The sequence below is a fragment of the Oceanospirillum sanctuarii genome, assembly GCF_002150805.1.
Taxonomy (GTDB): domain Bacteria; phylum Pseudomonadota; class Gammaproteobacteria; order Pseudomonadales; family Halomonadaceae; genus Oceanospirillum; species Oceanospirillum sanctuarii.
Map to the genome: position 1 here is coordinate 19425 of NZ_MTBA01000004.1, position 21389 is coordinate 40813.

General features: G+C 47.9%; 17 protein-coding genes. 9 read left to right on the plus strand and 8 right to left on the minus strand.

Translation table 11 applies throughout. The features are described from left to right. The 6 genes from icmH to tssB form a co-directional block, all read right to left on the minus strand. Positions 1-675 carry a type IVB secretion system protein IcmH/DotU gene (icmH, locus tag BV405_RS07100; protein ID WP_086480186.1) on the minus strand — a complete coding sequence of 225 codons (675 nt, stop codon included), beginning with the start codon at positions 673-675 and terminating at the stop codon, positions 1-3. 2 nt (positions 676-677) lie between these two features. Then, positions 678-2072 (minus strand): type VI secretion system baseplate subunit TssK, encoded by a 1395-nt coding sequence (gene tssK / locus BV405_RS07105; protein ID WP_086480187.1) that lies wholly within the window; start codon positions 2070-2072, stop codon positions 678-680. A gap of 145 nt (positions 2073-2217) precedes the next feature. Next, positions 2218-3042: a type VI secretion lipoprotein TssJ gene (locus tag BV405_RS07110; RefSeq protein ID WP_140054507.1), complete on the minus strand. Its 825-nt coding sequence runs from the start codon at positions 3040-3042 to the stop codon at positions 2218-2220. Between the two features lie 5 nt (positions 3043-3047). Continuing rightward, on the minus strand, positions 3048-3566 hold the full coding sequence (gene tssD, locus BV405_RS07115; RefSeq protein WP_086480189.1) for a type VI secretion system tube protein TssD: 519 nt from the start codon (positions 3564-3566) through the stop codon (positions 3048-3050). 24 nt (positions 3567-3590) lie between these two features. Continuing rightward, positions 3591-5054 (minus strand): type VI secretion system contractile sheath large subunit, encoded by a 1464-nt coding sequence (gene tssC / locus BV405_RS07120; RefSeq protein ID WP_086480190.1) that lies wholly within the window; start codon positions 5052-5054, stop codon positions 3591-3593. A 12-nt stretch (positions 5055-5066) separates the two neighbouring features. Then, positions 5067-5555, minus strand: a complete 489-nt coding sequence (gene tssB, locus BV405_RS07125; RefSeq protein ID WP_086480191.1) for a type VI secretion system contractile sheath small subunit — start codon at positions 5553-5555, stop codon at positions 5067-5069. Positions 5556-5867: 312 nt separating this feature from the next. Between tssB and BV405_RS07130 the strand changes: the two genes are divergently transcribed. The 6 genes from BV405_RS07130 (at position 5868) to BV405_RS07155 (ending at position 13812) form a co-directional block, all read left to right on the plus strand. After that, complete coding sequence (locus BV405_RS07130; RefSeq protein ID WP_086480192.1) at positions 5868-8819, plus strand: type VI secretion system Vgr family protein; 2952 nt, start codon at positions 5868-5870, stop codon at positions 8817-8819. A gap of 6 nt (positions 8820-8825) precedes the next feature. After that, entirely contained in the window at positions 8826-10637 is a 1812-nt protein-coding gene (locus BV405_RS07135) for a DUF2169 family type VI secretion system accessory protein (RefSeq protein WP_086480193.1), read from the plus strand. Then, positions 10634-11560, plus strand: a complete 927-nt coding sequence (locus BV405_RS07140) for a pentapeptide repeat-containing protein (protein WP_086480194.1) — start codon at positions 10634-10636, stop codon at positions 11558-11560. Before BV405_RS07135 ends, BV405_RS07140 begins: the two co-directional genes overlap by 4 nt. A 122-nt stretch (positions 11561-11682) precedes the next feature. After that, positions 11683-12657 carry a pentapeptide repeat-containing protein gene (locus BV405_RS07145; protein WP_176330077.1) on the plus strand — a complete coding sequence of 325 codons (975 nt, stop codon included), beginning with the start codon at positions 11683-11685 and terminating at the stop codon, positions 12655-12657. A gap of 60 nt (positions 12658-12717) precedes the next feature. Then, on the plus strand, positions 12718-13128 hold the full coding sequence (locus tag BV405_RS07150; protein WP_086480196.1) for a PAAR-like domain-containing protein: 411 nt from the start codon (positions 12718-12720) through the stop codon (positions 13126-13128). Between the two features lie 3 nt (positions 13129-13131). Then, on the plus strand, positions 13132-13812 hold the full coding sequence (locus BV405_RS07155; protein ID WP_086480197.1) for a DUF3540 domain-containing protein: 681 nt from the start codon (positions 13132-13134) through the stop codon (positions 13810-13812). Positions 13813-13914: 102 nt separating this feature from the next. Here the strand turns inward: BV405_RS07155 and BV405_RS07160 are convergent, their stop codons facing one another. Next, on the minus strand, positions 13915-16059 hold the full coding sequence (locus tag BV405_RS07160; RefSeq protein ID WP_086480198.1) for an SLC26A/SulP transporter family protein: 2145 nt from the start codon (positions 16057-16059) through the stop codon (positions 13915-13917). 142 nt (positions 16060-16201) lie between these two features. Between BV405_RS07160 and BV405_RS07165 the strand changes: the two genes are divergently transcribed. Then, entirely contained in the window at positions 16202-17545 is a 1344-nt protein-coding gene (locus tag BV405_RS07165; RefSeq protein ID WP_086480199.1) for an adenylate/guanylate cyclase domain-containing protein, read from the plus strand. Between the two features lie 113 nt (positions 17546-17658). On the opposite strand, the gene BV405_RS07170 is transcribed toward BV405_RS07165, so the two are convergent. Next, on the minus strand, positions 17659-18174 hold the full coding sequence (locus BV405_RS07170) for a MarR family winged helix-turn-helix transcriptional regulator (protein ID WP_086480200.1): 516 nt from the start codon (positions 18172-18174) through the stop codon (positions 17659-17661). 288 nt (positions 18175-18462) lie between these two features. Here BV405_RS07170 and BV405_RS07175 point away from each other — a divergent pair, with 288 nt between their 5' ends. Beyond that, on the plus strand, positions 18463-18771 hold the full coding sequence (locus tag BV405_RS07175; protein WP_086480201.1) for a hypothetical protein: 309 nt from the start codon (positions 18463-18465) through the stop codon (positions 18769-18771). A 335-nt stretch (positions 18772-19106) separates the two neighbouring features. Next, complete coding sequence (locus BV405_RS07180; protein ID WP_086480202.1) at positions 19107-20708, plus strand: glycerol-3-phosphate dehydrogenase/oxidase; 1602 nt, start codon at positions 19107-19109, stop codon at positions 20706-20708. Positions 20709-21389: the final 681 nt, after the last annotated feature.

Here is a 21389-nt window from a genome sequence, read left to right on the forward strand (position 1 = left end):
TCAAATCAGGGAAACCAGTTGATTGGCCATACCTACAACATCTAATTTCATGGCAACGTAGGTAATTACCAGAACCAGAACCGGAACTCCGAAAATAAAAGGAGTCCAGCGACCGGATTTGACTTCTGTCTTTTGCTCACCACTTTCCGGGTAAGCTTCCGGGGAGAGTAATTCCCCCTCATCATTCAGACGGGTAGTTTGCCCCGCCATCAGAAGCTGATAGGTATCCAGACGGATACGCTCAAGACTGGCCCGCTCAGAGCGCTCGAAATAGCGGCCGCTAAAACCCAGAGCGAGGCAGTAGTAATAGACTTCACGGATATCCCGGTGAGCGGGGTCAATCATATTCAGACCAGCCAGGCGATCAAAAAACTCAATACCAGCAGAGGCTGTGTGGTAATAGTTTCTCTGAAGCAGATCAGCTGCCCACCGCCCGGACTCGCTCCAGGCGTTGTCGAGCAGGGTCTCATCGATAAAAGCAACTACTGCAAAACGTGCTTCATCATAATGTTCAGACTGATAACCACCCTCCAGATGCAAGGTGGATTTCTCTGTCAATAGACGCTCAACGTTGAGACGAACCTCTTCAAAGGCAGGCTGTTGACCTTCGCTAATCAGCTTTTTTTGCTGCTGGACGTAAACCAGCACATCTACAAAACTATCGATCAGGTGCATGGTTAACCTCTAAGTGAAACCAGTTCGACTTTCAGATCCTCGGGCGCACCAGGCCAGATCAGACTCAGACAGGCATCGCTTTCCACGCTCTGCCAAAGTCCGGATGCGACATCCAGACTGAAATAATGCGAGTTCGGGCGACTTGGCAAACCTTCAGGACGGCTGTTCAGCAGACGCTTGCCAATACCCGGCAACGCACGAGCCTGATAAAGAGCCACCTGACTCTCAGCACCCAGTTTGGAGTAACGTCTGAAGTCTTCCAGCCAGGCATCCTGAGACTGCTCAGTACGCAGAATAAGGAAATAAGTACCTTTACGCTCCAGCATTTCACTATCCAAAACCCCGCGAAAACTTGATGCATCAAGGCGTTCGAAGCTGACCATCGCTTCAGAGGACACTGTGATCTCATTCAGAAGACGGTGAATCAGGGTATGGGCAACGGCAAAACAATCACCAAGATTCAGGTGGTTATATGCGGGCAGAACGATGTTCTCAGGGGCAATTTCACAGGTTGCACTCGAAAGCGGCGTGAACACAGAAAGCTCTGCAATCAACTCGCGCAAACAGGTATAAGCACGCTCGGGAGTAAGATCGGGAATTTCAAGCAGATGAGTCAGAGCCTGAACGTATCGGGCCATCACCTGCAATGCTAAGCGATAACGCATCTGACGAGGGTTGAACTCAGATACGGTGTAGCTTGTCGCTGGCTGCTTGTACTCCTCAAGCTGGCGGGTACGGGATAATACTTCCTCACGGATCCCCCGCAGCAACTCAACCAGATTCTGATCACCCCGCATGGTGATACAGGGAGCAATAAAGCCATCGTCCAGCTTAATCTGATCACCGGAACGGATCAGCTGCGCAACAGGGATCAGATCATAGCCGGATGCATGATCCAGCTCTGATTCGAACCAGAGTCTGCCTTCCAAGGAGAGTACCTGAGCATCAACCCGCTCCGCCTGCTCATATCGGTTGGTCAGAGTAGCGCTCTGGGCATCGATGACAAAGCGACTATTCAGGGCGCTTCCACTATCACCGGGAACCTCTCGCTGAACCAAGGGCTCTTCATTACGCTTTTTAACACCCAGATAAACACGCAAGGGTTTGTTTCGGTCTTCCCAGACTGGGCCATCAAAAATACGACCGGCAAGGCGTGCATTTTCAGGAAATGAAAACAGAGTACCATCCTGAAACAGCACCCGTAGCTGGCTGAAAGCTATCTGTCCGGCATCAAGGTTCGCTGTGTCGATTTTAGAAGACGCAACCCCCCATGCTAAAGGCGCAACAGTTCGACGGATGACCGACTGGATAAACTCGTTATATGCATCCTGATACTGAAAGTGGTTTGGCTGCAAAAACAGCCCCTGATGCCAGTACAGTGGTTTATTCGTATTCAAAGTGAATCCTGCCTATATCCTTTCATATCCGTCATGACTGTTCCGGAGTGACGGTACATCCGGAAAAACTGTCAGCCGTCGCTGAACGTTTACAGCTTCGTATTCTTCTTCTAAATCTGGCACATCGCCAAGTTAATTCTGCCGGCTAGTACGCCTGAACCTGCAGAGACTTAATCTCAGCTGGGTCCATATCGAGCCACAACTTCAGCCGGGCCGGAATATCATCCGGCTCAGGTGGAGGTGGATCTCCGAATGGCCAGGGCGTTGCATCGTAGCAGGGTAAGATACGAGCCTGAACGGATGGAATCGGTACAATCCGCACACTCTTCTTACTTTCCATCTCAAAGTAGCCTGCCACCAGAGCAATGTATCGAACGCCTTGCTCCCGAGCCAAAACTAACGTCTTGCTACTACCCGGCCCAATCGCCAAAGTATCTTCACGCACAATGCTGGCGGATAATTCTTTGCCTTTTGCCGCCATCAGATCAGACAAGCCAAAAGGACTTTCACGTAACTCAGAGACAATCGCAGGATTCGTCAGTTGAATTACTTTTAAACTTAATGTGTGTGGCTGCCCCATATACAGGTTGAGCCGATCTACAGCTTCCACTCTCAAAACAATAGAACGAGGTTCATAAACCCATTGCACACCAGGCGCACTTGGCTTTTCACGGGCACTGTATTGCCAACGACCCGCACCATCCTGCCAGGTCCAAAACCCTTCCTTGCTGTTCCTATCAGAACTCTCAGTTTCTGTCTTCTGCACTTCCGGTTTAGGGGAAATATCACCGCTCCAACTGTCTTTGGAGGGAGGACAAACCGTACAGGCAGACAAAAAAAGCAGACAAAATGGCATCAGCCATTTTGCTGCTTTTGTACCCCATGCAGAAAAACCAGCAGAGCTCATCGCAGAATGCGATGAGCTTGCCGATAGCAACGTCAGGGATTTTTTTGTTACAGCATTGCTCACAATAACTACTCTGCACCAGCCCAGTTATCGATAGCGGTACTGGAAGCAATTTCATGACTCCAGGTAATGCTGTTATAGGTGAAGCGAACCTCTTCAAATGCCGGGAAGCCATCATTCTCAGGGTCCAGCATATTTGGAGAACAGGTACGGATCGAAACGATCTTGGCACCTTCAAGCTCGATAGTGTAGTAGTGCACCGGCTGACCATCACTACCGGTATCCGCCGGGCGGAAGAAGTTCAGAGTACAGGTCAGAGCTTTAGGCTCTGCGATACACTGAAACAGCAGTGGTGAACTTTTATCGATCAGCTTACGGATTTCCAGGTACTCGTGCTTACGGTTACCCATCACCTGACCTGTCAGACGATCTGTAGGGATAACAACCTTGTGATCGAAAGCGGTCACAAAGATCTCGTCTTCGTGAGCCGTCTTGAAGAAAGCACCAATACTTTCGGTACTGGAGGTACCTTCGGTTAAAGACTCACCTTCTTCGGTCTCAATGGTCAGATAAATTTCACTTGGCATGGTAAGAACTCCTCAAAAAATGCGTTAAACGCGATCCAGCAGACCGGTTAATGACAGGGTGAAGTTCGCTCCCATGAACTTGAAGTGAGGCGTAACTTCCAAGCCAACCTGATACCAGCCTGCTTCACCATCAACCTCAACAACATTAACCTGTGCTTTACGCAGAGGACGTTGACTACGGGTTGCAGGTGACGGGCTTTCCTGGTCAGCCACGTACTGACGAATCCAGCGATTCAGCTCAGCTTCCAGATCTACACGGCTTTTCCAGCTGCCCAGATTTTCTCGCTGCAGAACCTTGATGTAATGTGCCAGACGGTTAACGATAAACAGATATGGCAGCTGTGTACCCAGACGGTAGTTCAGCTCAGCCTGACGAGCTTCTGGCTCAGTACCGAACTGCTTCGGACGCTGCACAGAATTTGACGAGAAGAAAGTCGCATTATCAGCATTCTTACGCTGAGTCAGCGGGATAAAACCCAGCTCAGATAATTCGTACTCTTTGCGGTCAGAGATAAAGGTCTCAACCGGGCCATTCAGAGTCGTAGCCCCCTGATTATCAACCACGTGAACAGCCAAATCTGTCACCGCACCACCGGACTGAGGGCCGATAATGTTCGGACACCAGCGGTAATGTGCAAAGCTATCCACCAGTCGGGTTGCATAAGCGTAAGCCGCATTAACCCACAGGTAATCAGACTTCTCTTCTACCTGCTCGGTGTAAGTAAAGCTTTTAACAGGCTTGTTTTCCCCATAGGTCAGTCGCCCCATAAAGCGTGGCAGAGTCAGGCCGATATTTCGGGAATCTTCTGTATCACGAAGACCACGCCACTTCAGGTACTGAGGACCTTCAAACAGAGAATCCAGCTCCTTCAGATCAGGCAGCTCATCGAACTCACCCAAGCCGAAGAAAGACGGCCCTGCCGAAGCGATGAATGGTGCATGCGTCACAGCAGCCAGGCCTGACATGCTTTCCAGCAACTTGATATCCTGAGCACCCGGACCAAATTCATAACCACCAACCAAAACACCGTAGGGTTCACCACCAAACTGGCCGTACTCTTCGGTGTACACCTTCTGGAACATAGCGGTTTGATTGAGCTCTGGCGCATCTTCAAAATCTTCCAGCAACTCATCCTTATCAACATTCAGAAGTTCAACTCGAATGTTTTCATTGAAGTCGGTACGGTTAACCAGAAATGCCAGACCACGCCAAGCTGACTCCAGCTTCTGAAACTCATCATTGTGCAGAATGGCATCCAACTGCTGCCCCAGACGCTGATCAAGCTCATCAATCATCTGATCTACCAGAGACTTATCGACACGCTCGACCGGCTCAGATTTGGTCAGCAGCTCAGACAGCATCGCCTCAACACCCTGACGAGCCAGTTCATAACCTTCGTCCTGTTCAGCAAGACGGGTAAATTCAAGAATCTCACCAACCAGAGGCTGAGATTGCGTTTGTTCCTGTACTTGGGTTTCTTCGCTCATCTCTCTGCGCCCCTACTTCTTCAGACCAAGTTCTTGCATCAGCTGCTTGCGGGAATCTTTATCTTCCAGCATCAACTGTATCGTTTTACGCATCTTCGGAGTGTTACCCAGAGGGCCTTTCAACGCCTTCAGAGCCTCACGCAGCTGAAGCACCTTCTGCAATTCAGGAACGGCCTGAACTATGCTATCCGGCTCAAGATCTTTCAGGCTTTTCGGGTCAAGACTAACAGCAATATCATCACCATCAGCACTCAGTTTGTTGGCTACCGAGAAATCCAGCTTCAGGTCCATACCTGACATCACTTCGTCAAAATTAGCCCGATTGATATTCTTTGTCGCTCGATCTTCAAGCACATCTTCATCAGGAGCTGGGGTAAATTGCCCCATCACCAAAACTTTAAAAGGAAGTTCTACACGCTCTTTCGCACCGCCAGTAGCCGGGCGATAGGAAATATTAATTCTTTCCTTCGGTGCCACCGACCCTGAATTTTTGCTAGCCATCCGTCACTACTCCGGGTTTATTATCTTCAAAGCCCTGGCACCACCAATAAATCACTGACGACCCAATGCAGTGCAAAACTTTAGGGCAAACTTGCATTTAACTTTTGTAAGATAAAGTAAAAACAATGTAAATTACAAAATAAAGTTTTATATATTTTTTATGATGCAGTTCATAAATACGCACCAGATTAGTGCCCAAACAGCTTTAAACACTGTACAAACAAATATGCGACCAATTGCTCTAAAAGCACGTAGAACAATTACTCTCATTTATCAATAATTTACAATATTAGTAATTTACAGGTGTCGACTATGAGCCTCTCGTCCGATGTCAATTTTTCGTTTCAATGTGACAACATCCCTGAGGACGAATTTCGGGTCTTACAATTCAACGGAACTGAATCATTGGGCGACCTCTATCAGTTTGAAATACAGCTCATCAGTTACTCAGACACCTTAGACACCGACGCCTTACTCGATGAAAACTGCACGTTAACCATTGAAAGTTATGGTAAAAAGCGCGATTTCAACGGGATTTTGTCAAATTTCAACTATCTGAAAACAACGGAAAATGGCTACCTTTATCAGGCAACATTGGTTCCTCGCCTATGGCTTTTATCGCAATTTACCACCAACGAGGTTTACTTAGGGCTCAACCTTTCTGAGACCTTGACTCTTCTGTTCGATGAAGCAGGACTTACGTCAGATGAATATGACCTGAGCCTGATAAACAGTTATCGCAAATGGGATTACCGCTGCCAATTTGGTGAAAGTCACTACAGTTTTCTGAAACGCATCACAGAACGCGAAGGTGTTTATTTCTTTTTTGAACAAAACAACCAAAAATCCAAAGCCGTATTTTGCAATAAAAACAATCAACACCCTACCGACAGTCATAATGCTATCTATTCACCAGTGACCGGCAATTCATACTCTGAAGGTTCACCGGTAATATTTCAGTGGACACAAAATAACCAAAGGGTCCCTAAAGAAGTTATTGTTAAAGACTACAATAACGACCAGCCTTCAGTGGATCTTTCTGCAAAAGCACTTATCGACAGCAGTGGCATGGGAGAAGTGTTCCGCTACTGCGACAATCTTGTTGATCTTGATGAAGCGAAAGAGCTGGCCGACATTCGTGCGGAAGAGCTGCTGATGCAGAAAACACGCTTTTATGGCAACTCATTGGATGTTGAAATCTGTCCGGCATTCCCTTTAAACCTCTCCGGCCACCCCCTCGGCAAACTGAATTGTGATTACACGCCAATCAGTATCAGCCACACCGGCTATGCACCGGATCTGAGTCAAATTCACCAGACCAATGAGCAACCCTACAGTAATACCATTCAGGCTATCTCAGCGGACATCCAGTTCCGACCTGAATTGAAAACCGAAAAACCACGATTCTACGGCGTGCTTAACGCCATTGTTGATTCTGAAGGTGATGGCCAATATGCACACTTGGATAGCCGGGGACGCTACAAAGTCGTGCTTCCTTTTGATCGGAAAGGCCGTGATGGTGCTCAGGCATCCTGGTGGATCCCTATGTCTCAGCCAAATGCCGGTGACAACAGTGGTATGCACTTCCCGCTGCTAAAAGGCGCTGAGGTTCTTCTGAGCTTTATTGGTGGCGACCCGGATCGCCCTGTAATCACTGGAGCTGTTCCTAACGCATCTAAGCCCAGTGTCGTCCGTGAAGACAACCACACCCAAAACAAGATCAAGACCGCCGCTAATAATATTATTGAGATGGAGGATGAGGCGGACTCAGAGCGTATTAAACTCTTCTCTCCTAACAGCAATAGCTATTTCCACCTGGGTGCTTCAAACCCGATCAACGCTAACGGACTGATGATGATGACCAGTGGAGGTTATTATCAGGAGATTGGCGGAGGCTATCAGAAAACCCTTGTCACCGCTGACAACCTTAACGGTACATTGCATACAGCCTTGGTAGACAGTGACAATGATTCTGAAACGCCGGACGTTGAGATCAAGAAAACAGATGGGACTGCAGCCCCCGCAACTGGTAGAAAGAAAAACCTACTTAATGGCTCAGATGTCGCTGTTGATTTGCTGAATGAGACCAGTCTGCATACCTTTAAAATTGCAGATGAATCAACTGGACAGCTTGGAGTTGATATGACTGCTGATGATGAGCGTAGTGGAAACTACTTCATTCATCGAGAGAAGGGGCCTAAGTATTTCTGGAACGATGGCAACACTTACACATTTGGCGGTTCAAAGGACTTCAGCTATGGCAATAGCTATGAGGTTAACTATGTTGATTACAAGAATGACTCCACGCACGATGGAACCTTCCCAAACGATGTAGAGTGGACGAAAGAAGAGCTGGATAAGATGCTCGTTACAAAAACTATTGGCGACGCCTATGAATACCACAAAGGCCTCTGGCAAGAAGTTCACAAAGGCGACTATCGGGCACACAATGATGGCGAAACATTTATTGAGAAGTCCGCCTTCGGTGCAAAGCTTGAGGCTGCAGTTTATGGGGCGGATATTGATGCGAAACTGTCAGGTTTTAGTTTAGAGCTGGATGTAAGCCTTGTTAAGATGAGCATCGATCTGACAGGAATTGGTCTAAGCCTTTCAAAAGCTGCCAGGGAAATTGAGTTTTTTGCCGGTAAGTATGAGAAAGGAGTCAAAGAATCAATTGATCTCAAAGCCGGAAAAACGTTCACAGCAGTATCAGGCGAAGTTTTACCAACCGCAATAACAGGCATTGTTACAGGTGCCGGGGCAGCAGCAGGAGCAGCCTCTATAGCCCAATCTGTTAAAGATATCGATTCAAAACTGTTTGAAATCAAATACAAGCCCTTTCCAAAAGCAGAGCTGGAATTATCACATGGTGATAAAAAATCGATCCTCAGCCTTCAGACAGGTGCAGCTGACACCCATAAAATTGCACTAGAAGAAAACGAAGCAACGTTTCTCCACAAGAAAGCGATCAAGATTGATGCCGGCACAGAGCTATCATTAAAAGCAGAATCTTCTGAAGCTACAATCACTAATAAAGCAACATTTAAATCAAAAGAAATAGCTTTAGCAGGCAGTGATTCCCTAAGCATAGATTCAAAAAAAGTGACTATTGGAGATGACCTTTCTACTACTAATGTAACCATCTCTTCTGACAATATTACTCTTGATACAGGAGCAAATAACATCAAAATAACAATGTCAGGCATTGAGATGAAGTCTTCTTCACAGGCCAAGATAAATAGTCAAATCATTCAGCTAGGCTAACCCTCAATGCAACTGATAACGCCACCTGAAATCACCATTCAGACCTACCCCTACGGATGGAAGAACCAACAACGTCTGGCAGTAACACTACTAATGGGTGTGCCGCTGCATAATGGATACCAACCTACAGCAAAAATCGGCCTGCCCTACTCAGCTCAGGATATGTGGCAAGCAATCGCGGACAATATCGCCAATGATGCTGTGTTCGATATCGGCTTCCCAAAACCCAAAGCTGAGTATCTTGTCTATGGTAAGTTTCATGCGCCTGATGGATTTGCTGTCAGCGCAGGTGAAGTTGAAGTTCAGTTTCAGGATTTGAAAAAACGACTGGCGATTACTGGACCTCGTTTCTGGCGAAAAATTCTGACACCAACAACGCCAGAGCCAATATCAGAGCTTGAAATCAGTTACGCTAACTCCTTCGGTGGTGAGAAATATCTGCAAAACCCGACAGGAATAGGCTTTGATCCATCATCCGGCGACCCGCTGCCTCAGATTGAATATCAGAATGATCTTGTCTCCCGTCCCGGACATACCCCAAAGCCAGCAAGCCTTGGAGCGACTAGCGTTGACTGGATGCCCCGCAAAAAACTCTGGGGAAGCTACGGTGATCACTGGCAAAAACATGAAGCGCCATTTTTTGCCAGCAATCTGCAGCCCGACTTCTTTATGCAGGGCGCGCAGGATCAGTGGCTTATGCAGCATATTCAGGGTAATGAGCGCTATCTGATCAGAAACATGCATCCGGTATTCAGAGAGATTGAAGGCAAACTCCCCTCTTTCAATTTCCACCTACTGACTCAGGCAAACAACCAACCTGATCAGCTTTTGAGCTGCCCGATCGACACAGCACTGTTTTTACCTGATGCCAATATGGTTGTGCTTATAGCCCGAACCGAAGTACCTATCGAGACTTTCGATGGAGAAGAAGTGACTTTGCTACAGGCCGCATACAGTAACGTAGGCGAGGAAACTAAAGCTATCACGGTTTATCAGGAACATGCCCACGCTAGAAGCAATGATCTCCTGGACGATGAACAGATTGAGAACTATCAACTTTTCAGACCTGAAACCGTAAATACGCTTTTTTCCACCAACCAGCAACTTAGTCAACTTACCCTTTCGGAAGAAGCAAAGCCCTTGCCGCTGCCACCTGGAACTGCGGCAATCGGAGCTCTTGGCCTTGGCGGCATTCTTGCTGCTGCAGCCAAGGCCGCAGGAAAAGGTGATACCGGAGCCACTGCAGCTCCCTCTGCAAGCTCCGGAACTGAAGGCGCCGCCGATTCTGGCCCAAGCGCAGAAGAAGTCTCCCAGCAATTTGATACAGCCATGGAAAAAATCAAAGAGGCACTGGCTCAACTGGGAATATCACCGGAACAACTTGATGAAGTTTTAAATGACGAAAGTGAAGACAAAGCAGCACTGATGGTGCTTCTGAAGGAAAAATTCCCGAACTCTGAAGATCTGAAAGCCTTGGAAGGCATAAAAGACAACCCGGAAAAAGCTGCACAAATTGCAGAACAGAAAACACAGCAGGGGCAGCAAGCCCTACAGGAAGAGATGACAAACAAACCCGAGGGAATGTCAGATGCACAACACCAGTCCCTCAAGAAAACTCTGTCTGGTGAAGCTACCGAGGAAGATCTCGCTAATATCCCCGCGAATCAGGTCGATCAACAACTGGATACCATGATGGATGAACTCAATCGTTTATATCCCCTCACTCCGGAAAGCGATGATAAGCCGCCATCTCCCGACGAGATCGCCGTTGATATGCTAAAAGAATCAATTCGGAAAGTACTGAAGGGTGATCGATGAACCTCAACGAATTTCTGGAGCTTTTGCAGCATCCGAAAGCTATTCCTAAAGATCTGGAACTAACAAATTTAGTTATCAAAGACCTGAATTTATCAAAGGGATCACTGGCAAACTGGACTTTCAGAGAATGTGACTTTGTCGACTGCAGTTTTGACGATTGCGAAATGCCAATGGGTCGTTTTGAAGCCTGCCACCTTAGCAACTGTAACTTTTCGGACTGTGATCTTTCCGATACCCACTGGAATCAGTGCGCCATAGATAAATCTGTATTGCAAAACACTACACTAAAGCGGAGCGAATGGCTGGAAACTCAGTTACACAAGGTACAACTAGACTCCGTGGATTTTTCCAATAGCAATTTAACAAGCACGAAGTTCGAATCCATCAAAGGCATTAATCTCATCTTTGACGAAATCAGCTTCTATGAGTGTCTGTTTTCTCAAAGTGAATTTGAAAGCTGCCAAGGCAAAGCTTCCAGCTGGGTAAGCTGTGAAATGCCAGCCATAAAGCTTGTGCATTCGAATCTTGAAAACGCACGTTTTCTGGGTAACTGCAATCTAACCGATGCACAACTAACCGACAACAATCTAAATGACGCCAGTTTTTTGGAAGCAACTTTAACCTCTGCTGATCTTTCCGAATGTGAGCTGGAAAATGCAAACTTTTGCGATGCTGATCTCAATCATGCGACCTTAAACAGGATTAGTGCACCGAGAAGCGTATGGACCAAGAGCAATCTTAACGGCGCAGATCTGTACGGCAGCAATCTGATGAACACCTTACTGATCAGTGCTCGACTGACCGGCACCGACTTCAGCGCCACCAATCTCTATGGCGCAGACTTCTACCAGGCCATTCTCGGTGACAACAGCTTCTTCAGAGCAAACCTGAACCAAACGATTTTGGCCGACTGGCAACCTTAATGAATACAAATACTCTTCAGGGCAAACAGCCTGAATCTCAGCAAGAACTGCAATTGGCGATCAAATCAGATCAGGAAATAGCTCAGCTCCAATGGAGCGATAAACGCCTGGTTCAGGCTGATATGGCTTACGGTCGTTTTAACAACTGCTCTTTTACCAAACTTACTGCGCAACAAATTGATTGGCGCTTTAGCCAATTTGTGAACTGCCAGTTCATCCAATGCAACTTCACATCAAATGACTTTGAAAACTGTAACTTCGTGGGTTGCAGCTTTGTCGGCTGTCACTTTGAAAAATGTGATTTCAGCAACAGCGAGTGGCATCAAACCTCTACTGAAAACGGCACTTTCAACACCCCGAATTTCAAACAAGCCGGATTCAATGAATCCCATTGGAGCAACTGCAAACTGACCGATGGTGATTTTGAACATGCCTCATTTTCAAAGCATAGTTTCACCAACAGCTCTGTTTCCGAAGGGAATCTCTTCAGACTCAGCTTATTTAACTGCAAACTGACACCCTTCCCTTTTATCGGGAACAGCCTGAGCACACTACTGTTTAGCGAATGCGATATGAGCAAAGCGATTCTAACAGGCCGTGATCTTTCCATGTCACAGCTTCTGAACTGTAATCTGAGCCAGAGCGATCTTACCGAGTCAAATCTGACGCAGACGAACTTCACCGGCTCTGATCTTAAGCTATCGGTTTTGAAAAATGCTGTCGCGACAGGAGCTCTTTTTTCAGAGGTCAATCTCTCTGAGAGCAACCTTGAAAGTTGTCAGCTGGACAAAAGCAGCTTACAGGGTGCTGTACTGGTGAAAGCCAAATTTGCCAGGAGTAATCTCGAAATGGCTCAGCTCACAGACGCCCATGCCAACGGAGCAAACTTTAACGGTTGTTTATTGCGATACGCAGACCTGAGCAATGCCAACTTGGCTCAGGCTATCATCAGCAATTGTGAGCTTGAACGCTGTAATCTGCATAATATTAGAGAAGAAGATACAGACTGGAGCGGCTCTAACCGTAAAGCAGCACTCCAGACCGATGAAAAAAAACTTGATGCCGAGAGCTGGCAAAAACCAGCCCCGAAGAAATAGACTCATTTACCGCTTGCTTTGATGACAAGTGGCCATTTTACTTTGAAAGGTGGGCAAACGATGTTTGCGAATAATCAACAAGGCCATATGTGCATGCTGATGCCGGATGTCTGCAAGGTACCGGCTCCTCCTGCACCGCCAATACCGACCCCATTCCCAAATCAGGCCCAGGGCATGATGGCCAACCCGGGAACAGCATCAAAAAAAGTGATGATCGCCAATATGCCGGGACACTCGCTCAAAACCGTTATCCCTCTTAGTATGGGGGACACGGCGGGCGTTGCCGGGGGCCTTATATCCAGCAAAATCATGTCTGAATGTCGCCATCTGATGGGAAGCGCTAAAGTGATGATTGAAGGCCAGCCAGCCACTAAGATGAGCGCTATTACCGGGCAAAACGGTTCACCTCAGAATGGACCACCGGGCAATACCCTTAAACCGGCTCAAAACAAAGTGATGTTGATGGGGTAAACCATGAAACCGAAACAACACTTAGACTCTCAGCTGCTGGATAAGGCATCAGAAAGCACTTCGCCAACACACGAAGTCAGGTTCTTATCAGGAAAAATCATTGAACAAGAAGGCGATACCTATTCGGTCTACGCCGAAGGTTCTCTTATACCTTCAAAGCGGGCTTTTGACTGCCTGACAAAGCCTGAAATCGGTGATCTGATTCTTTTAACCGTAACACCACAAGGTTGCTTTGTGAGTCAGATATTATCAAGAACGTCTGAAGCGCCCCTACAATTAGCCACTGCAGAAGATGTCTGCATCACATCTGAAGGGGCGATAAAAATTAATGGCCAAAAAGGGGTTCAGATTCAATCATCAAGTGAGCTGGAGATAAACTCCGAGAAACTTGCAATTAATAACCTATCAACCCGTTTCCGTACTTTAAGTCTGTTTTTTCAGGCTAAAGAAGCAGAGAGCAACGTTGGCCGCCTTAAGCTGATCGCAGACTGGATCGAGCAAAAAGCAGAGACAATACGCCAGCGCTTTACCCGAAGTGATCGCGTAGTACGAGAAGCGGACCAGCAGCAAGCTGGAAGCCTTGTTCAGCGGGTCGACAAAACTGCCTCACTACGCGCTGAACACACCATTATCAAGGCCCGCAAAGACGTTCAGGTCGATGGCAAACGTATCCACATGGGTTGATTCAGGCCTCTGAATCACTCAGCAAATTGAAGCACCAAAGAAAAGGCCGGTTACTTACAAAGCAACCGGCCTTTCTTTTTCGTACAGAAAAAAGTTACCTGATCAATCGAACAGCTCTTCCAGAACCTTGTTGGAGTCACTCAGACGTTGAGTCAGCAACATTACTACGAAGCGATGCAGGCGAACGGCCATTAACTGATTATGGGCTTCCATCTCCTGCAGGGATTTTGCCGTTAATCGCATCAGCTGAGTGTCCACAACTGCAGTCGCAGAGGCAGTCCGGATACCGCCTGTGTAAACGCCCATCTCGCCAATAATGGTACCCGGCATCATGGTTTTCAGGCGCTGACGATTTTCTTCACCGATCTCAAGCTCGATATCCACCTTGCCCTTAGTAATCAAATAGAGAGAATCGGCTTTGTCACCCTGCTTGATAAAGGTTTCACCCGCCTTAGCATCGACAGGCTCAAAGTAACGCACCAGATGAACAACCTCATAGGGCAGCAGATCAAGGCGCTCTTTCAGAACAGATTCCAGTGTATATTCACCGGATTCATTGGTCGGCAAACGACTGATCAGCTCGTTCTCACACCATTCAAGTGCCCGATCCCAGTTTACGAACAAACCGGCAGTATCCATCAGGCCGCGTGTGGTGAGCTTGGTCTCTTCGCCATCTTCCAGCATCTGCAGATCAGAGGCTTCCAGCAGCTGTTTCAGTTCATAAGGCACGGCCGTCAGAATCAGGATGATCTTCTTCTGCACACAGGCCTGGTGAAGGCGCAACAATGCGTTTGCCGTCGATGAATCTGTGCCACTAACGCGGGAGAAATCCAGAATCATAAAGACACAAGGTGGCTCCAGCATCGTCTTTAGTTCTTCCAGCAAGGTATAAGCTGTACCAAAGAAGAGAAAGCCTTTCAGGCGAACAACGCGAACCCGGTCACCGTATTTCTCCAGCGCCTTCTTATGACGCAGTGGACGCTCAACACGACTGCGCAGAGTGGTTGCATCAGTATTGTGGTGAATAACCCGCAGACGACTGTACTGACGCACAAACATCAGAATCGTAATTAGAGTACCCAGCAACACCGCAGGCAGAAAACCGCTCAGGATAATCACCGCAAAAATCAATGCGATAATCTGGTAATCCATCGCACCGAAACGACTGCGGGACTGATAGAGCCACTGATCCATAAAGACCAAGCCCTGATAAACCAGCACAACCGCAACAGCAGGCAACGGCAAAAATGCCCAAACAGAACTACCCGCCAGACAGAACAGCAGAAGAACAATCGCCGCAATAATGACCGGAGCCTTACCCTGGCCGCCCATCTGCTGATTCAGAGTTGTTTGGCTCAATGAAAGAGAAGCAACCGAACCACCAATCAGCCCCGTTACAAGGTTGGCACCGGAAGCAACTTTCAGCTCCCTATCCAGATCAACACTTTCACCTACAGCCAATTCAAGGGAAGTTGCCTGCAGCAGCATTGAAAACACACTGATCAGTGCCAGCGTGAGAATCCCCCCCCATGGCAAGCCCGCAGCATCAGAAACCGTGATACGGTCATACTGAGGCAACCAGTTCATTGACCAGAAAGAGAGCGTGCGGCCATCAAAGAACCAGCTACCGGACCATTCAGGGAAACCTGCACCCAATAGGTTAAAAAGGAAAACCAGAATCAGAAAACCGGTTGGCAGCACCATGGAACCGCCCAATTTCTTCTGGGCAAAAAACAGCAAGCTACCAAAAACCAGCACCAGCCAGACCGAAGGATTCAGAATCAGATCCAGACTCAGCAGTTCCGGCTGCACCAGACGGATACCTCCGCTGAAGAACAACCAGCCAACACCCGCCAGAAAGCCTGCCAGAACCGGCAGCGGCAGATATCGGATCACCCGCCCCAGTCTTGCCTGCCCCAGAAGGATCATCACTAAGGCAGCGAGCAAGGTGCCGCAGATCATCACCAGGCGAATATCCTGCTGTTCAATGGTCTGCTCAGCGACCAGAGCGGCGGTCATCGCTACAGCACTCGGCAAAGGAATCGCAGCCATACCCACACGGGAGCTGAACAAGCCAATGGCCAGTGTTGCAATTACTGCGGTCATCAACAGGGTGGTGATACCTGCCTGAAACTGGCTATAGCTACTGCCGCCGAAAAGTAAGGATGCAAACGATAATGAAAGTACCGTTCCGATCAGGCCTAACATCACACCGGATGAAAGGTTACGCATTGCAGATGTGAACATGGATTCCCTAATTTATATTCCAGATTACCGTGCCGGAGTTTTTCAATGTCTGTCACAGATTACAAGCAGATCGCTTGCATTCAAACCATTTAAAGGTATGTTGAAAAACTCACCAAAGGACATGAATCAATAAGAGATTTCAATGAGCCAGCAACCGACCCAACCTGTTGAGCTTTCAGGCCAGGAAAGCAACTCCCTGCGGGATTATATATCGAGTCATCATACAACGGTATTAACCGTGATGTTTACCGATATCAAAGGCTACACCGAACTGACGGAAGAAAAAGGCGAAAGTTACGTCGAAGAGATACGTCGGGCTCATGACATCCTGTTGCAGGGAATCATCGAAGAAGACAATTCCGGCCTAATCCTGAAACATATTGGCGATTCTGTGATGGCGGTTTTCGCAGAACCCAGCCGCGCGGTTGATCGCGCCATTCTGATTCAGCAGAAACTGGTGGCCTTTAATCAGGAAAATCCCCAGTGGGACGATATTGAAGTACGTATCGGCCTGCACATGGGCCAGGTAACCGTTGAGGGTGAAGTCACCTTTGATATTTTTGGTCGCCACGTTAACCGTGCAGCGCGAATAGAAGGCCTCGCCGATGGCGGTCAGGTCTATATGAGCTACACCGTTTTCGATAGTGCCCGCAGCTGGCTGAGTCACCATACCGACTTTGGATGGCAGTCACATGGCTATTTCAAACTTAAAGGTATCAGTGAACCTGTTGAACTGTTTGAAGCCTGGGATAAAAACCTGCGCAAACCCGCCCCGCCAAAAAATGCTAAAGCGATTAAAAACAAGCCACGCTCCCTGTTTATAGCAGCCGCCGTACTTTTAGGGGTTGCCATCACGGTGGCTGTAAATGCCTTTAAGGCCACTGAAGTTCGTTTAAAAGCACCCTACCCGGACCACCTCTACACGTCTGAATGGCAGAAAGTTCCTCTGGAAGGAAAAGCCAGCGATCCGGAACGACGGGTGGCTTTGGATTTTGAGGCAGGCGAATATCCATTCTTCTATCTGATTTCTGAGAGCGGAGTTCGCTACAGCACCGTTAGGCTGGAACGGGGAGACAACCTGCTGACTCCGGACTATAAAAATTACAGTCTGCCAGCCTTCTATATTCGTCAGGCTGCTGAGCAGAGAGCTCAGGAAAACAGTAAAGAAGCCAGCTGGTCATACCAAGCCGTTAATAGCAAAGGCCTGCTTGAGACATATAGTATTCAGGCAAAACTGGCAGTGGTCAGCCAGCAATCAGAGGCAGAGGACAAAGCGATCCACCAGGTCAGCTGGCAATTAAAACCTGAAGCTCCAATGGCACTGGACACGATATCCGGCAGCGTAGATCTCAGTCGGTTACTGACAGAGTCAGGCTCTGATCACCATGAAGAGGTCATTGCCCGATTTGGCAAACAGAAGGTGGTGCTCAAAGCATCACTGATTCGTAAATTCATTCAGCTGCGTTTGAATGTTGAATACGACTAGTCTCAGGCTTCTATAGGGCCTCCCTATAAACAGAAAACCCCGCGCTCTAAGTTACTTTTATAAAAGAGCGCGGGGTTTTCTGTTTTCAGCCTGTTAAACAGGCAGGCTCCGAATCAGTCCAGAGTAATCACCTTCATCTGACTGTCCAGTTTACTCATCAGCCGATGCAGCAGATCACGCTCCTCATCGGACAGAGTCGTAACCATACTCTCTTCCCACTCCAACGCTTTCGGAATGATGGCGTTATAAACACGGATGCCAGACTGAGTCAGGCTCAGATGGCTAACCCTGTGATCCTGTTCATCACGCTCACGATGCAGATAGCCTTCTTTATCCAGCTTGTGAACCGCTCGGGAGACTTTTGCCTTATCCATCTTAGTGCGCTGACTGATATCCGTAGAAATCATGGTTTTCTGCTGACCTAGCAAGGCTAGAATACGCCATTCGGACAAACTCACACCAAACTCTGAGGAAAAGATAGTGGTCAGATTGCTACTGATCTGATCTGCCATCTGATTAAAGCGATAAGGCAGGTACTGCTCCAGCTGCAGAGAAGTGCTGATAACCTGAGTATCAGCCTCAGGTGGAAATCCTTCAGATGTTTCAGCCAATGGCTTGTGAGCTTGCATTGAGTATCTCGTTTATTATTTTCAGTTAGCGTCAGAGAGAAATTATGCCGCGGCAACCAATTTAGACTTTAGTCGCATAAAAAGAGGCTTCATTATAATCCCTTACGCAGTAGGTTCAAAGCAAACTAAGGCATCAGACCTCTACAACCTTGGTTTATTTCGGCGATCTCATGCAAATCTACCCGATTACAACCAATCCGGAGCGATATTTTTATTCAGGCTTTAATAGCAGTCTAAATCTGCTATTCTGCGCCGGAGTTACCCCTACTTTTCCAACAGGAGTCAGCCGTGTCTGAGAATCAACTTCCACGAATCAAAGCGATCACCGCCGACGGCGAAACTATTGAGCTGAATAATATCAGCGAACTGCAGCTGGAATGGGATCAGGGATTGCCAGCTACGTTGTTACTCTCTCCGGATCATCTCGAAGGACCATCCATGACACTGGAAGTGGGCAGTGCAGAGGATGAAGACGACAGCCTGACGGAATACGGCGTAATCACCCTGCGCCCCGGTGCCAGCAACATTGTCGATATCAGCATCGAAACTGAATCCGTTGAGAACACAGGCTGCGGTGATGATTGCGGCTGCCACTAAGGCCTCCTCCAGACTGCCATAAATTAATAAAAAGCGCCTGACTGATAGCACTAGGCGCTTTTTTATGCCCCTAGCTACACCCAGTTATCCTCTAAACGCCAATTTCGAAAACCATTATCTTCTGAGTCTCGCCACTGGACATCTCGCTTCAGCCATTCCAATAAAATTCCTTTCAAAATAACAGGTTATCTTGATCAATCGCAGTTTTTCCAACAAAACTGACACAGGGCGACAACCAAATCCCACTACCCTGTTATGACAGCCTGTGCCATGCTGAAAACATGCAGCAATACAGCCAAGCGATCGGCTAACTGTTTGAATACAAGGAGTAAATTATGCTACCCGAGCACTGGTCAGCCAAAGGCCGCCAAGAGGCACTGGATCATCTTACCGATGAAGAGTGGGATATTGTGATTATCGGTGGCGGCATTTCCGGCGCTGGCCTGCTGTTTGAAGCCAGTCGCAGAGGTTATCGTACCCTGTTACTGGAAAAGAACGACTTCGCTTCAGGCTCCTCCAGCCAGTCAAGCAAACTGGTTCACGGAGGCATCCGCTACCTGGCTACCGGCCAGTTAAGTCTTACCCGACAGGCTGTTCAGGCACGTGAGCATCTGTGCAGACAACTGCCTGGTCTGGTTGAGCATCTCCCCCTGATGATGCCCCACTATCGTAATCACTTGCCGGGACGCTTTAAGTTTCGGGCACTTATGTGGCTATACGATTTTCTGGCAGGTAAGAAATACCATAAAGGGCTCAGCATCGCCGATATGCAGAAGGCCGCTCCCAGCCTGCGTAGTCAGCAATGTTATGCTGCAACCCAGTTTGAAGATGCCGTAACTGATGACGCCAGACTCACCCTAAGAGTGCTGCTGGAAGCCGCTCAATTTGGCGGTAAAGCCTTCAACTACTGCAGTGTTGACCATATTCAGCTGCTGGAATCCGGTCATCAGGACGGTGGCTTTCAGGTCGATATCACTCCGAAAGATCACGGCAGTATTCGACTCTCTGCCCGACAAGTTATTCATGCTACCGGCGCCTGGACATCCTCGCCCCGCGCCCACCCTTCAGATCCCCATGATGATCCCGTTAAAGTCCGACCTTTGCGGGGCAGTCACCTGCTGTTCTCCCAAAAGCGTCTGCCTCTGGAAAAAGGGGTTTGTCTGATTCATCCGGATGACAGCCGTCTGATGTTCGCACTGCCATGGCTGGGCCACACCCTGGTAGGCACAACGGATCTGGATCATAAGACGCCGATGGACGATCCAATACAGATGCAGCAGCAGGAACAGGACTATCTGTTTAAAGCACTGCAGCACTATTTTCCAGCCAGCAAGCTTAGCCCCAAAGACTGCCTCAGTGTCTGGTCAGGTGTGCGCCCGGTTCTATCGGAACCCGGCAGCGATCCGAATAAAACTTCCCCATCGGAGGAACGCAGGGAGCACAAAGTTTGGTGGCAGGATGGCCAGCTTTATCTCTGCGGTGGCAAATTAACCACGTTCCAAAAGATGGCAGAAGACGCCATCAATCAGCTGAAATTCCGCCCTCAGGCACCTGTCGCCAAACCCTGGCCGGAACTGGGGGCTAACAGCCACAATCAGGGTGAGTTCCTGCTGATTCCGGAATCGCTGCACCAGATGTACGGTGCCGATGTGATTCCGTTGAACAAAATGGTGCCGGCAGAACAAAAGGTTGCTGCAACGCCTTACTACAAAGCCGAACTGCATTGGGCTCTGGCGCATTTGGCCGTTCAGCATCTGGATGACTTACTACTGAGACGCACCCGAGTCGGCCTCTTTTATGCCGACGGAGGTGCCAGCATGAAAGACGAGCTTTCAGAACTGTGCCAGAAATACCTGCACTGGGATGAATCAAGGTTTGAAGATGAGTGGCAGCGCTACCAAAACATCTACCAGACGCTTTATCAGCAACACAGCTGATCAATTTAAAGAATGCAAAAAAGATAAGGGTGCAAAAGAAATAGGCGCAAAAAAAGGGAGCCATTAAGGCTCCCAAAAGGTTGATGAGTGTGACGATAGTCATCAGATCAACTTGCTTAGCGCAAGATTGGCACAAGTTAAGAGTGGCTAGCCCGACAAAAGTTCGAATCAAATAAAAAAACTTTTCTATGTCCCTGAGATTATGATTTTTCCGCGCACATGCAGCGCACCAAAATAGAGCAACAAATAATACTGCTATTTCCCGTAAAAAATGCAGTTTATCCCCAGAAAACCGCTTGACATCTATTTTTGATGACAGTTTTGCACTTTTTTGATGACATTAGAAAAAAATACCCTGAAGTGGGGTTGCTTTAGATCAACTACTCAGGTATTGATAACACACAGAAACAGCGCAATCCCTTGTTTTACAAGGCTTTCAGCGATTTAAAACAGGTTATTCAATAGCTGTCACTCAGCTTCCACAGAAATCCACTTACCCACAAAAGCTGTGAATAACTCTTTGGATAAGTTGAGGAAATTCAGCTGAAGCAGACAAAAAAAGGCATACAGCCTCAAATTGTCTATTTTTTGACCAGCAGCTTTTCCGCTCTGCTTAACTTATTGAAATCCTGCATAAACCTCATACCAAAGTCGAATAAAGTTACAAAACACTCCCCAGCC

Excerpts from the sequence above, each read along its gene's own strand:
- BV405_RS07130 (WP_086480192.1), top strand. The coding sequence starts at position 5,868 with ATGAGCCTCTCGTCCGATGTCAATTTTTCGTTTCAATGTGACAACATC.
- BV405_RS07135 (WP_086480193.1), top strand. The coding sequence starts at position 8,826 with ATGCAACTGATAACGCCACCTGAAATCACCATTCAGACCTACCCCTAC.
- BV405_RS07145 (WP_176330077.1), top strand. The coding sequence starts at position 11,683 with ATGGCTTACGGTCGTTTTAACAACTGCTCTTTTACCAAACTTACTGCG.
- BV405_RS07155 (WP_086480197.1), top strand. The coding sequence starts at position 13,132 with ATGAAACCGAAACAACACTTAGACTCTCAGCTGCTGGATAAGGCATCA.
- BV405_RS07150 (WP_086480196.1), top strand. The coding sequence starts at position 12,718 with ATGTTTGCGAATAATCAACAAGGCCATATGTGCATGCTGATGCCGGAT.
- BV405_RS07140 (WP_086480194.1), top strand. The coding sequence starts at position 10,634 with ATGAACCTCAACGAATTTCTGGAGCTTTTGCAGCATCCGAAAGCTATT.
- BV405_RS07170 (WP_086480200.1), bottom strand. The coding sequence starts at position 18,174 with ATGCAAGCTCACAAGCCATTGGCTGAAACATCTGAAGGATTTCCACCT.
- tssC (WP_086480190.1), bottom strand. The coding sequence starts at position 5,054 with ATGAGCGAAGAAACCCAAGTACAGGAACAAACGCAATCTCAGCCTCTG.
- tssB (WP_086480191.1), bottom strand. The coding sequence starts at position 5,555 with ATGGCTAGCAAAAATTCAGGGTCGGTGGCACCGAAGGAAAGAATTAAT.
- BV405_RS07160 (WP_086480198.1), bottom strand. The coding sequence starts at position 16,059 with ATGTTCACATCTGCAATGCGTAACCTTTCATCCGGTGTGATGTTAGGC.
- BV405_RS07180 (WP_086480202.1), top strand. The coding sequence starts at position 19,107 with ATGCTACCCGAGCACTGGTCAGCCAAAGGCCGCCAAGAGGCACTGGAT.
- BV405_RS07165 (WP_086480199.1), top strand. The coding sequence starts at position 16,202 with ATGAGCCAGCAACCGACCCAACCTGTTGAGCTTTCAGGCCAGGAAAGC.
- icmH (WP_086480186.1), bottom strand. The coding sequence starts at position 675 with ATGCACCTGATCGATAGTTTTGTAGATGTGCTGGTTTACGTCCAGCAG.
- tssD (WP_086480189.1), bottom strand. The coding sequence starts at position 3,566 with ATGCCAAGTGAAATTTATCTGACCATTGAGACCGAAGAAGGTGAGTCT.